The sequence below is a fragment of the Vibrio sp. 1580 genome, assembly GCF_033340055.1.
Genome location: NZ_JAWOVT010000007.1, coordinates 260,935 through 274,214, shown reverse-complemented (window position 1 = coordinate 274,214; position 13,280 = coordinate 260,935). Strand labels below are relative to the sequence as shown.

The following is a 13,280-nucleotide window of genomic DNA, read 5'->3' as shown; positions in this document are numbered from 1 at the left end:
GCTATAGTCTTATAGAGACTCAGTGAATGTACGCGCGATTACGTCAGCTTGTTGCTCTGCAGTTAGAGAGTTGAAGCGAACAGCGTAACCAGATACACGGATTGTTAGCTGAGGGTATTTCTCTGGGTGCTTAACTGCGTCTTCTAGAGTTTCACGGTTAAGAACGTTCACGTTTAGGTGTTGACCACCTTCGATACCCGCTTCGTGGTGGAAGTAACCATCCATAAGACCAGCAAGGTTAGCGCGTTGTGAACCCTCATCTTTACCTAGCGCGTTAGGTACGATAGAGAATGTGTAAGAGATACCATCTTGTGCGTCAGCAAACGGCAGTTTAGCAACTGAAGTTAGTGATGCTACTGCACCTTTCTCGTCACGACCGTGCATTGGGTTTGCACCTGGAGCAAATGGAGCACCAGCACGACGACCGTCAGGCGTGTTACCAGTTTTCTTACCGTAAACCACGTTTGAAGTGATAGTAAGAATTGACTGAGTAGGGATTGCATCACGGTAAGTCTTAAGCTTACGGATTTTGCCCATAAATACAGAAACAAGTTCACATGCAATATCATCAACGCGTGGATCGTTGTTACCGAATTTAGGGTAATCGCCTTCGATTTCGAAGTCGATTGCTAGACCGTCTTCGTCACGAATTGGCTTAACTTTTGCGTATTTAATTGCAGATAGTGAGTCAGCTGCAACAGATAGACCAGCAATACCACAAGCCATAGTACGTTTAACGTCACGGTCGTGTAGAGCCATTAGTGCCGCTTCGTAGCTGTACTTATCGTGCATGAAGTGGATAGCGTTTAGTGCAGTCACATATTGTTTCGCTAGCCAATCCATGAAGTGGTCCATTTTCTCCCACAGTTCATCGTAGTTAAGAACATCGCCTTCGATCTTAGGCATTTGCGGGCCAACTTGGATTTTTAGCTTCTCATCCACACCACCGTTGATGGTGTAAAGCATTGTTTTCGCAAGGTTCGCACGAGCACCGAAGAACTGCATTTGCTTACCAACAACCATTGGAGATACACAACATGCGATCGCGTAGTCGTCAGAGTTCATGTCTGGACGCATTAAGTCGTCATTTTCGTACTGAATAGAAGAAGTATCGATAGATACTTTCGCACAGAACTTCTTGAAGCCTTCAGGTAGTTGCTCAGACCAAAGAACAGTGATGTTTGGCTCTGGAGAAGGACCCATAGTGTATAGTGAGTTTAGGAAACGGAAGTTTGTACGAGTAACTAGCGTACGACCGTCAAGACCCATACCACCCATAGACTCAGTTGCCCAGATAGGGTCGCCAGAGAATAGATCATCGTACTCAGGAGTACGTAGGAAACGAACCATACGTAGTTTCATTACGAAGTGGTCGATCATTTCCTGAGCTTGTTCTTCAGTTAGCTTACCAGCCGCGATATCACGTTCGATGAAGATGTCTAGGAACGTAGAAGTACGACCTAGAGACATAGCAGCACCGTTTTGAGATTTAACAGCAGCTAGGTAACCGAAGTAAGTCCACTGAATAGCTTCTTGCGCAGTTTCAGCAGGACGAGAAATATCACAACCGTATTTTGCAGCCATTTCTTTGATTTGACCTAGAGCACGGTGTTGCTCTGCGATCTCTTCACGAAGCTGCATTGTCATTTGTAGGTCTTCGCCGTTCTCAAAACGCTCTTGTAGAGAAGAGAACTGCGCGAATTTATCCTTCATTAGGAAGTCAATACCGTATAGAGCAACACGACGGTAGTCACCGATGATACGACCACGACCGTATGCATCTGGAAGACCAGTCAGTACGCCAGATTTACGACACGCCATGATTTGAGGAGTGTAGATATCGAAAACGCCTTGGTTATGAGTTTTACGGTATTCTGTGTAGATTTTTTTAACTTGTGGGTCTAGCTCGCGGTCGTAGGCTTTGCATGAACCTTCAACCATGCGGATACCACCGTTAGGGATGATCGCACGTTTTAGAGGAGCGTCAGTTTGAAGACCTACGATAGTTTCTAGGTCTTTTTCGATGTAGCCTGCATCGTGAGCAGTGATGGTAGAGATAACTGAAGTATCAAAATCAACAGGAGCGTGAGTCGCGTTCTCTTGTTTGATGCCTTCCATTACCTTAGCCCAAAGCTTGTTAGTCGCTTCAGTACCTTCAGAAACTAGGAAAGATTCGTCGCCTTCGTACGGAGTGTAGTTCTTCTGAATGAAATCACGAACGTTTACTTCGTTTTGCCAGTCGCCTGCAGCAAAACCTTCCCAAGCTTTAGCAAATTGCTCTGCCATGACATACCTACCTTTTTAGTAGAAAAAAATACGTACTGCTTCGCCGTTGAGCCAGCTATCCCCAGATAAAAGAGGGGAACAGTACACTCTTATGAATAACAATATTTATAGTCTTAAATTTACGTATTCGATTTACAAAACTATAAATATTGTCACTAGTTTTAACGTTTCTCTTTTTAAGCAACAGCTTGAGGTTAAACTAAAATTTTTTTGCAAACCTTAAACTAAATCAATAAATCCTCAAAAATCTCGATAAAAATGGGGTAGCGACGAGCGCTACCCACAAATTTCTGGACTGCTAGCTTATAGCCAAGCTTGGATGCCATACTGGCCGTCAAGCATACCAACTGCAAGCATAGCAACTAAACAGATAACAAGTACGCTTACTGGGATCACAATCTTGTCTACAAATGATAGGCGAGACGCGCGCTCTTTATCTCCAATTAAACCGTTGTTATCTAAAAGCATAGTTAGTGCCCAAGCTAGAACTGGGTTAACAACGGCAGAACCAAAGATACAGATACCTGCTGCTTGTGAGTCTTTCGAGTCCTTCACCATCTGCATGCCAGCTTCAAGCAGTGGTAGAGATACACCAACGAGAAGAGCAACGCGCATAACTGGAGGCCATACTGCAACGTCCATAGGAAAACCAAGGATTGCAACAATAATACATAGAGAGCCTAGTAAGATGGCACCAGCAGGAATAGGGCGTTTCGCGATTGCAGCAGGGATCATGTAAGTCCCCCAAGATGATGTGATGTTACCACCACCCACTGCAGTACCGACCATTTGGCGAACGGAACACATTGTCATTGTGTCATCAACGTCCATCAGCACTTTCTCACTCTTACGTGGGTAGTTCATCTCTTGGAAGATACGGTGACCCAAGAAGTCAGGTGACCACATTGCTACCGCAAGAATGGCGAATGGTAGTGAAGCGATGAAGTGTTCCATATTAGGAAGACCAAGCATCCAACCTTCTTCTGTTGAACCCCACCAGTAGATTGGATTTAGGTTTGGAAGGCCTGTCTCGGTTACGAATTTAATATCGAAGCCTGCGCCAAGAGCAAGTGCGATTGCAAGCCCAGTGAAGGCACAAACAGGGATCGCTAGCCAGCGTTTGTTCACTTTAGCAAGGAACGCGTATAAGCCAATGGTAACCGCAAGAACAATTAGACCGATGTAACCCATGCTACCAGCGGCAACCGTATCGGATTGCAAACCAACAGCCCAAGCTTGAATAGAGTTAATTTGGCTCATGGTTCCGGTTAAACCTAAGAAAATAAGAAGGCCACCAGCCGTACCTTCAGAGGTGAGGTTAACCAGTTTTGACCCACCTTTTAAGAGGCTCAAAATCAAACCAAACACACCAATGAGAATTGCTAATGCAAGAGGGTGAGCACCAGCAAGAGCGATGGTACCAATAAGAGGGATCATTGGGCCGTGGTTGCCTGCTAGGTTGGCTTTAGGGTTAATAAAACCAGAGGCAAGTACACAGAAAAGAAGTGCAGGGATGAGCATTTCTACACGCGCAACTTCGATAGCAAAGTCCTTGCCTAAGTTTACGTGGTCCCATGCTGCAGTAAGACCTTCAGCCCAAGACATCATTACCGCAGAGTACATTGCGATAATACCGATAGTACCAGCAAGTGCTGGAACAAGGTCTTCAAGCTCAAAGCGGAAGTCACGACCTGGCAAGTTCAAGCCAAAACGACGTGGCTTCATGATTTGTAGTTCGTGGTCTAGGTAGTCTGAACGGCTTGCGAACTCAGATGCTGGACGATGAAGCTCACGGTAGCTCTTGGTCTCGATATCTGAATCAGAGTGCGTTTTGTTAACTGCGTCTGACATAGATTCCTCATATATTTAAAAGTTATGAATTCTTCATTCAATTGTGTTAATCCGCATCCTGCGGCACGCTTATGCTAGCTATTGTTAGATTTGTTACACGTCGACACTGTGCCTAAGCATAGCTAATAACTTATTGTGTTGAGGCACAAAAAAAAGCCTCATCTTTTGGCAGGAGTCTAGCAAGATAGCCATTTAGGGTGATTGATTTAGATCACTTTAAGAATGGTTGTGAAAGAAAACTACAGAAAGTTTCTGGCATGCGAATGAGATGCGGAGATCTTGTGTAATTTCATTACACAAGTTGCATAAAATTAGAACTTTTTGTCCTTTTGCACGAGATGCAGATTAAATGTCAATATTCACGATGATTATATAAAGCTGGCTTTATTCTTGCTTTGGACAGAGCAAAGACAATTTTTTGGCTAATCATTGCCGCTCAGTTTAGGAAAAAGACATGAAACAGCTTAAAGTACTGCCACTAGTGGCAATCATCTCAGGGTTAATGGTCGGTTGCGGCGGCGGTGGCGGCGGTGGCGGTGGTGCAGCGCCGAAAACTGCGTTTACTTTTGATTTTGCTATACCAGCAACAATGACTGAAAGTGAAGCAACTACGAAAGGTTGTACTGTATATGACCACAAAACTGAGCTGAACGGCGATAAAACGGTTTTAACCTATAGTGCAGCGTCAAAAGAGCAAGTGACCAACTATGTTATCGGTTACTACTCTGATGCCGATGGCAAAAGATCCGGAGACATTATCAAACCTACCACTGATAACTTTAAGTTTTATCTTGAAGATATCCCTGACGGCGGCTTTGTAACGTTTCAAGCAATAGAATTTAACGGCAAAGAAGCTCGCGTAAACACGTTTTCAAAAGAGTTCTTGCAAGATAAGAAACTACGTAATGCTACTTTTGCACTAAACCGAGACTCTTTGAACAAATGCTTTACTGGCGGTAACTTAGCAAGCAATAAGTTTACTAACTTAGATTACCGAAACGCTGAATCAGGTGGCGGAGATTACAACTTTGTCTCGCAAACCGATATTTTCACGTCTCCGAACCCTGATATGTTGCCTACTGATGAACTGATGGGGCTTAAAGGTGAACCAACGGCATTGTTTCAGTATGAATCAGGTTCAAGCGACAAAGCGCTTTACCAATATGGTATTGGTTCGTGGGGAACTGGTGAGATAGCCTTAGTTAGAGCGGATAATACGTCAAACATTTATTCGTCTTCTGACTATACTTACGACTCGCTCAACATTGGCTTTGTTACTAACGGCTTTGCATATGACGCGTTGAAGCTGGATAAAACGGCCGTTGAATATAATCGCCCTAGTGCAACGAATAAAGAAACTTGGGTATACATGGCGTTCTCAGAGAATCAAGTTAATGGTTGGGAGTCTCTACTTAACGAAACGATCTCTGACGGATGGGATATTGACGTTGATCCGAGTGCTTACTTAAATATTGATAACCTGCCGAACACAAAACCAAGTGTATCAACGCAAGGAAGTGCAGAGTCCGTGATTGATCTGGACATGGGCTTAACATCGTCTACTGAAGGCTTTACTCGTGTCGCTTACTTTGCAACTTCAGGCGACTACAGAGTCACACATCGCATTTTCACAACAAGTGATAGTGATTCTGTTGTTGTTCCAGAATTGCATTACTACAACTTCCCAACATCGGCCGTTAACGGTTTGAAAGTTTCAGCTTCGGACGATTTTAATCGCACTGCTTTGGTAGTGAATGAAGATAGTAATATTGATTCTAAAGTTTTCATGAGCTTCTTCTCCAATGGTGAAGCGTCAGAGCCTGAACTAGATGAAGACCTAGATGGCATCATTACTTCTGAAAAAGAAGGCTTAGAAAATGAGGTGACATTACGTACTTCAAACTCGCTGGTAGTCAGTCGTTTTAATTAATTCATTGCGACCTCGAATAGGTTTCAATTAACACTTTTGTAAATTTATTAAGCCCCTTTGAAAGGGGCTTTTTTATATTTAATATTCAACTTTTGAAGAATATGTTGCTATATATTGCATATTAATTTGTCTATCGTATCTTTCTATTCGAATTATTTAGGTTAATAATTTGTTGCAAATTTCAAAGGGCGGTGCTAATTTGTTCCGAATTAGAGAGGGCGGAGTCCCTTAATTGCAGTGACAAAAACACAGGGAGTAGGGCGCATGAATGATGTACCAGCGCTAGATATAAAAGACCTGCACAAAACATTTGGACAAAATGAAGTTTTAAAAGGCATTTCACTTGCCGCGCACAAAGGAGATGTTATCTCCATTATTGGCTCTTCCGGCTCAGGTAAGAGTACCTTTCTCAGATGTATCAACTTGCTAGAAACGCCTACCGCGGGCGAAATTTGGGTAAATGGTGAATTAATCCAAATGAAGAACAGCAGAGCAGGTGAATCTGTTCCTGCTAATGAAAAGCAAGTCCAACGTATTCGCTCACGCCTGGCAATGGTTTTCCAAGGTTTCAACCTCTGGTCTCACCTAACCGTACTAGAAAACGTGATTGAGGCGCCTGTTCATGTCTTAGGCGTTCCAAAAGCTCAAGCGATTGAAAACGCAGAAGTCTTGCTTAAGAAGGTAGGCTTGTATGAGCGTAAGGATTATTACCCTGGGCACTTATCTGGCGGCCAGCAGCAACGTGCAGCTATTGCCCGTGCGCTAGCAGTTGACCCAGAGGTGATGTTGTTTGACGAGCCAACTTCTGCGCTTGACCCAGAACTTGTAGGAGAAGTTCTGGGGGTAATGAGAGATTTGGCAGATGAAGGGCGAACTATGCTGGTGGTCACGCACGAAATGGCGTTTGCACGTGACGTATCAAACCATGTGATGTTTTTACATCAAGGCTTAGTGGAAGAACAGGGAAATCCAGCTAAGCTATTTACAAACCCGGATTCAGAACGATTACAGCAGTTTATCTCATCCATTTACTAATATTTGTTAGGCGGCAGACTATTGCCTCCTAAGCCAACACAACAAACAAAACGAAATAAAATAGCAATCACAGGAGTATGGAAATGAAAAAGTGGTTATTAGCAGCAACGATTGCTGCAACGGCAGTATCAGGTGTTGCCCAAGCGAAAGAATGGAAAACAGTTCGCTTTGGTATCGAAGGTGCTTACCCTCCGTTTAGCTGGACAGAAACTGATGGCTCAATAAAAGGCTTTGACGTAGACATGGCAAATGCACTCTGTGAAGAGATGCAAGTGAAGTGCAAAATCGTCGCTCAAGATTGGGATGGTATTATTCCTTCTCTGCTTGCACGTAAGTACGATGCCATCATCGCAGCAATGTCTATCACTGAAGAGCGCAAGAAAAAAGTCGATTTCACTGGCAAGTACGCACAAATTCCAAATAAATTTATCGCTAAGAAAGGTGCGGGTCTAGATTTTGATAATCTTAAAGATGTCAAAATTGGCGTGCAACGTGCGACGACACATGACAAGTACTTAACTGACAACTATGGCGATGATGTTGAAATTGTGCGTTATGGCTCTTTTGATGAAGCGTATCTTGATCTAGAAAATGGTCGAATTGCTGCCGTTTTAGGTGATGCGTCTGCTCTAGAAGAGGGTGTGATCAACAAAGCAGGTGGCGAAGCTTATGAGTTTGTTGGACCATCGTTAACCGATCCAAAATGGTTTGGCGAAGGTATGGGTATCGCTGTTCGTAAACAAGACAAAGATCTGACGAAGAAACTCGACGCAGCAATTATTTCACTACGTGAGAAAGGTGTTTACCAAGAAATTGCTGGTAAATACTTTAACTACGATGTGTACGGTGAATAAACCGTAATTAAGCGACCGTTGGCTTGTTCCTAGAAGTAGTCAACGGTCGATTTTTTGAGTTTAGGGATTAGGAACTCACCTATGCTAGATTTACAAGGATACGAAGCTTCGATTTTGAAAGGAGCTTTAGTAACAATAGAAGTTGCAGTGCTTTCACTCATTCTCGCCATGGTCTTAGGCATGCTTGGCGCATTAGCTAAGTTAGCACCTTACAAATGGGCAAGGGCGATTGCCACTCTTTACACCACAGTCATTCGCGGCATTCCAGATTTGGTTCTAATGATGCTAATTTTCTTTGGTGGACAAATACTTTTAAATAACAGCCTTTACTCCATCAACGAAACGCTCAACGAGTGGTTTGCCTCGAGTGATCCAAACCATGAATGGACGTCTTACTTACCTGATTATATTGATGTCAGCCCATTTATAGCTGGTGTACTCACGATTGGTTTTATCTTTGGCGCCTACATGGCGGAGACTTTTCGTGGAGCGATCATGGCGGTGGACAAGGGTGAATTAGAAGCGGCGAAAGCTTATGGGATGAGCTCTGCTTTATCGTTTAGAAGAATCTTGCTTCCTCAGATGATTCGTCATGCATTACCTGGATTTGGTAATAACTGGTTAGTGTTACTTAAGACCACTGCGTTAGTTTCCATTATTGGTCTGGATGACATGGTGAGAATGAGCTCATTGGCAGCAGGTACGACCAAAATGCCGTTCACCTTTTACATGGCTGTCGCGCTCATCTTTCTATTTTTTACCAGCGTTTCGACCGGGCTACTCAAGCTTGTTGAGCGTAAGTTCAGTATTCATGCGAGGTAAGTTATGGACTTTTCTTTGATTATTGAAAGCTTTCCAACTTATCTTCAGGGACTTTGGACAACAGTTTGGTTAGTGGGATTAGCGTTGGTTATTGGCTTGTGTGTCTCTATCCCATTAGCCGTGGCACGCAATAGTACCAATTACGCTCTAAGCTTACCTTCTTGGGGATTCATTTACTTTTTCCGTGGAACGCCGCTATTGGTTCAGCTGTATTTGATTTACTACGGCATGGATCAGTTTTTCCCTGTGAAAGATACCTTGTGGGAGAACGCTTGGTTCTGTGCTTTGGTCGCTTTTATTCTGAATACATCGGCTTACACCGCAGAAATTATTCGTGGTGCGATTAATGGTTTGCCGAAAGGTGAGGTGGAAGCTGCGAAAGCCTATGGCATGAGTAAGTTTATGACATACAGACGTATTATCTTGCCGAGTGCATTGCGTCGAGCATTACCAGCTTATTCCAACGAGGTCATATTTATGCTGCACGGAAGTGCAGTCGCGGGCATCGTTACCATCATGGATTTAACTGGTGCTGCGCGTCTAGTTAACTCGCGCTACTATGCACCATTTGAGTCTTTCCTGACGGCGGGGCTGTTCTACATGGCACTGACGTTTATGATTTTGTGGTGTTTCAAAGTGGCAGAGAGGCGTTTCTTAGCTTATCTACGTCCTTTAAGCTAATTATCAATAGAGGCAATAGCACCGGAATGGGTGCTATTGCTTTTGATAATTTTGTTATCTTCATTCCTATTTTTCCAGCCGATATAAAAGACTCTTTCTTATTATTCATTAACTTACATTAACATTCGGTAAACTCATTGTTTAGTAAGTAAAAATGAAAAAAACAATTCTATCGTTGGGCATTGCCGCCTTAGCCACAGGATGTGGTGGGGGAGAGGGAGAATCACAACCTAATGCTCAAGTAAAACCAACGCCAGCTCCAGTTCAACAAGCTCTGGAAACTGGTAATGCACTGCTCGTTTCTGACCCGAGCGATTTCATTCGTAAAAGTCATCAAGTTGTGCAAGCTCACAAGATGCAGTCGAATACGATCAAATCTGCAATTGCGAAAAGCCTTTCAGGTCTTTATTGGGATCCAACCCATGATGCCGCGATCTTGGCACCTCAGTATGGCTTCAACGACACCATCTTGATGACCAATAAGGCCATGGTAAGCGGTTACAAAGATCAAGCTCTGTCAATTGGCGTTGCCGGGGAAAAGTCTAATGGTCAACGTTACGCACTATTAGGTAGTAACCCATTTAGAACGGCACAACGTTTTCCCGACTCTTCCAACGCGGCGATGACGCAATGGTTAAGTAACCTGGTCACTTGGTTGTCGGGTGGAGTTACTTCAAACGTCGTCATCGCGCAAATGGATCAGTCTTATTACTTTCCGGATGAGCAAGCGACTCGGAATTGGCTGAAAGACAATGTTTCACAAGAGCTGGCGTTTAACGAGGCCAACCTATGCGATGGTTCGAAGCTACTTAGCTGCTTGCAAACCAATACTCCAAACTTATTGATCTTGTCACAGCATCTGCAATCTGGAGATACCAACAAACCAGTACTCGAAGCTTTGGAATACGCTGAGCAAGCCCAAATTCCTGTTCTATACCTGCATTGGGATGGAGGACTAACTGATCTTGGCCAAGACATTTTGGAAAAATTCCATGTTGATTATGTGGGAGATAACTATTGGCGTAAGTTAGGCTTGGTCGACTGGGAACCTTCATCGTTGATGAACGTTGTGCCGGATTCTGTTATTACACAACAAGCGTTGTTGTCTCGTTTTGAATCTCAAAATTTCAACGTTGACTTGCCACTGTGTGATGACAAATCCTGCCCTGACACTGCGAATATGGACAGTCAATTTTATGCAGGGGCAAACAGCATTCGCCATTGGTTGCAAAAGCTTGATGAACAAAAAGTAGATTTGTTTAATCAAAACGGCTACCAATACGAAAAACTCATGGTATTGCTGGCTGATCATTATCGTCAAACGGTTGTCTTCCCGATGGACAAACAATCAACCCAAATGACCGAATTCCTAAAGTCGTACTTTGCCGATTACGTGCAATACAACAGCCGAAGCGTAAACCCAAAACAACCAAATATGGGGAACTTCAGCCGTAGTGAGTTTAGCCCTGACATAAAGAGAATCAGTGCAACGATTAATATGGAATCAAAGCGTAACTTCCGTTCGGCTGGTGTGTATGCACTTCCTGGGGAAACCTTTACGGTTAAACGTAATGACAGCAATGATGTGGCGACTAAGATTGTCATCAACACTTTAAGAAGTGGTGCAACTCATGAGTTCAGCAAAGATGGATACACGCGACCAAAACTGCTGACTTCATTCGGCTATGAAGTGAAGCCGGGTGAAACCATCACGCTGACTTCTCCTTATGGTGGTCCAGTACAGGTTCACTTTGACAAAAATGATGTTCCGGTTGAACTGAAATTTAATCATGTGGCACAGCATCCAGTTTGGAGAAGTGAGAAGGACAATGACGCTTTTATTCAACAGTTAGAAGCCAATTTATTCGATTGGGCTGAGCTGATCACTCCTGGGTTTGAAGTACACTCAAAGCGCGACAAAATGTTGGAGTCGGTCAACGATGAAATGTGGTCTACCCCTTCGGAAATGGCGCTTGCAACAGAAGAATATGTTCACAACTACCCGCATGTGCTGGCAGGTTTCCAAGGGCCGGGCATAGATGAAGTGCCTGAAATTATTCAATACGCCCAAAACCAAGGTTGGGAAATCGCCAATATTGATATAGTGAAGCACATGAACGCTGACCAAGCGACGTGTGGTTATGGTTGTTCGGGTAACCCTTACGATGCTTACTGGTCATTCAGCCCACTCGGTCACGGTGATTTACATGAGCTTGGTCATGGTTTAGAAAAAGGTCGATTCCGATTTTCAGGCTGGGAAGGGCATTCAACGACCAATTACTACTCGTATTACAGTAAGTCTCGTTTCTTCCAGAATACGGGGAAAGTTTCAACCTGCCAAAGCTTGGATTTCAAAGGCCAGTTTGAATTATTGCAAGCTAGCCGAACTCAAGCGGATCCAAACGCATACATGGCAGCGCAAAATCAAACCAGTTGGAGTTGGGGCGCTCGTGTTTACATTCAAATGATGATGGCGGCGCAGCATGAAGGTGTGCTTAAAAATGGTTGGCATTTATTGGCGCGCTTGCACCTGATTGAACGTGAGTTTAACCGCTTAAAATCGGACGATGCGCTTTGGGATGAGAGACGATTGAGTATTGGTTTCGCCAACTACTCTCGGGAAGAAGCAAATAGCATCTCGAACAACGACTGGTTGCTTATTGCTCTGAGCTACATTTCTCAGCGAGATATGACTAACTATCTCGATATGTGGGGGTTCTCGTTCACAGAAAAAGCGAAACAGCAGGTTGTGGCGCTGAATCTACCGCCGATGCCGCTCACTTACTTTGCAAGTAGTAATACAGGCTACTGTCTGAACGAATTTGCTCAAACACCGATAACTATTGATGGTCAAACAGTTTGGCCGCTGAATCAGTGATTAAATGGTAATTTGTATGAAAAAGGGAGACTGAGTCTCCCTTTTTATTGGACTAAGCTTAGCGTTGAGTCTCGCTTATAGCTTTGCAATATATTACTTAAATGTCGACCAGATTGGTGCGTGATCTGAAGGCTTCTCGATACCACGAAGCTCATAGTCGATACCAGATTCAATACACTTTTCCGCTAGAGAAGGGGTTGCCAAAATGACATCAATTCGTAGGCCACGGTTATCATCAAAACCGCGAGAACGGTAGTCAAACCACGAAAATTGATCGTTCACCTCTGGGTATAGCTTACGGAAGGTGTCCACAAAGCCCCAGTCTAGTAAGGTTTTCAACCATTCGCGCTCTTCAGGTTGGAATGAACATTTACCTGTTTTTAGCCAACGTTTACGGTTTGGTTCGCCGATACCGATATCTGCATCAATAGGGCTGATGTTGATGTCACCCATAACAATCAATTGCTCGTCGTTATTGTGATGATCGTTTAGGTAGGTCATCAGATCTTTATAGAATTGGCGCTTGTATGGGAATTTGGTTTCGTGGCTGATGTTATCCCCTTGAGGGAAATAGCCGTTTAGCACAGTGACCTTTTCGCCGTTTTCATTTAAAAACGTTGCCATGATCATGCGCTTTTGATGTTCTTCGTTATCCGTCGGGAACCCTTTTTGTACGTGTAGAGGCTCTTGCTTACAAAGCATTGCTACGCCGTAATGTGCTTTTTGACCATGAAAATACACTTTGTAGCCCATGGCTTCGACAGCTTCAATCGGGAATGCTTCATCGTGAACTTTAATTTCCTGAAGACCAATCACATCAGGTTGGTGTTTGTCGATTAGCGCTTGGAGTTGGTGCAGTCGCGCACGTAGTCCATTGATGTTAAAGCTGATTACTTTCATTATTTATCCTTTTGGGGGCGTACTTTTTATGAATAGTATCATT

Annotated in this window: 9 protein-coding genes; 6 read left to right on the top strand and 3 right to left on the bottom strand. The window is 43.7% G+C overall.

What is annotated here, in order from left to right:
* Positions 1-9: 9 nt before the first annotated feature.
* Both pflB and R7093_RS13790 read right to left on the bottom strand, forming a co-directional pair.
* Complete coding sequence (pflB, locus tag R7093_RS13795) at positions 10-2,286, bottom strand: formate C-acetyltransferase (RefSeq protein WP_005378442.1); 2,277 nt, start codon at positions 2,284-2,286, stop codon at positions 10-12.
* A 303-nt stretch (positions 2,287-2,589) separates the two neighbouring features.
* Positions 2,590-4,137: a DUF3360 family protein gene (locus tag R7093_RS13790; RefSeq protein ID WP_318146698.1), complete on the bottom strand. Its 1,548-nt coding sequence runs from the start codon at positions 4,135-4,137 to the stop codon at positions 2,590-2,592.
* Positions 4,138-4,591: 454 nt separating this feature from the next.
* On the opposite strand from R7093_RS13790, the gene R7093_RS13785 reads away from it, so the two are divergent.
* The 6 genes from R7093_RS13785 (at position 4,592) to R7093_RS13760 (ending at position 12,337) form a co-directional block, all read left to right on the top strand.
* A complete protein-coding gene (locus R7093_RS13785; protein WP_017820023.1) occupies positions 4,592-6,067 on the top strand; it encodes a hypothetical protein in 1,476 nt (491 codons plus the stop codon).
* Between the two features lie 264 nt (positions 6,068-6,331).
* Positions 6,332-7,102, top strand: coding sequence for an ABC transporter ATP-binding protein (locus R7093_RS13780; RefSeq protein WP_054729268.1), 771 nt, complete (start codon positions 6,332-6,334; stop codon positions 7,100-7,102).
* 83 nt (positions 7,103-7,185) lie between these two features.
* A complete protein-coding gene (locus tag R7093_RS13775) occupies positions 7,186-7,956 on the top strand; it encodes an ABC transporter substrate-binding protein (RefSeq protein ID WP_005378437.1) in 771 nt (256 codons plus the stop codon).
* A gap of 81 nt (positions 7,957-8,037) precedes the next feature.
* Positions 8,038-8,778, top strand: a complete 741-nt coding sequence (locus tag R7093_RS13770) for an ABC transporter permease (protein ID WP_005378436.1) — start codon at positions 8,038-8,040, stop codon at positions 8,776-8,778.
* Between the two features lie 3 nt (positions 8,779-8,781).
* Positions 8,782-9,459, top strand: a complete 678-nt coding sequence (locus R7093_RS13765) for an ABC transporter permease (protein ID WP_053303243.1) — start codon at positions 8,782-8,784, stop codon at positions 9,457-9,459.
* A 154-nt stretch (positions 9,460-9,613) separates the two neighbouring features.
* On the top strand, positions 9,614-12,337 hold the full coding sequence (locus tag R7093_RS13760) for an ImpA family metalloprotease (protein ID WP_318146697.1): 2,724 nt from the start codon (positions 9,614-9,616) through the stop codon (positions 12,335-12,337).
* A gap of 93 nt (positions 12,338-12,430) precedes the next feature.
* On the opposite strand, the gene xthA is transcribed toward R7093_RS13760, so the two are convergent.
* Complete coding sequence (xthA, locus tag R7093_RS13755; protein ID WP_005378433.1) at positions 12,431-13,237, bottom strand: exodeoxyribonuclease III; 807 nt, start codon at positions 13,235-13,237, stop codon at positions 12,431-12,433.
* Between the last annotated feature and the right edge of the window lie 43 nt (positions 13,238-13,280).

Bases quoted from the DNA above. Each gene is read 5' to 3' on its own strand.
- xthA (WP_005378433.1), bottom strand. From the start codon at position 13,237: ATGAAAGTAATCAGCTTTAACATCAATGGACTACGTGCGCGACTGCAC.
- R7093_RS13790 (WP_318146698.1), bottom strand. From the start codon at position 4,137: ATGTCAGACGCAGTTAACAAAACGCACTCTGATTCAGATATCGAGACC.
- R7093_RS13785 (WP_017820023.1), top strand. From the start codon at position 4,592: ATGAAACAGCTTAAAGTACTGCCACTAGTGGCAATCATCTCAGGGTTA.
- R7093_RS13760 (WP_318146697.1), top strand. From the start codon at position 9,614: ATGAAAAAAACAATTCTATCGTTGGGCATTGCCGCCTTAGCCACAGGA.
- pflB (WP_005378442.1), bottom strand. From the start codon at position 2,286: ATGGCAGAGCAATTTGCTAAAGCTTGGGAAGGTTTTGCTGCAGGCGAC.
- R7093_RS13770 (WP_005378436.1), top strand. From the start codon at position 8,038: ATGCTAGATTTACAAGGATACGAAGCTTCGATTTTGAAAGGAGCTTTA.
- R7093_RS13780 (WP_054729268.1), top strand. From the start codon at position 6,332: ATGAATGATGTACCAGCGCTAGATATAAAAGACCTGCACAAAACATTT.
- R7093_RS13775 (WP_005378437.1), top strand. From the start codon at position 7,186: ATGAAAAAGTGGTTATTAGCAGCAACGATTGCTGCAACGGCAGTATCA.
- R7093_RS13765 (WP_053303243.1), top strand. From the start codon at position 8,782: ATGGACTTTTCTTTGATTATTGAAAGCTTTCCAACTTATCTTCAGGGA.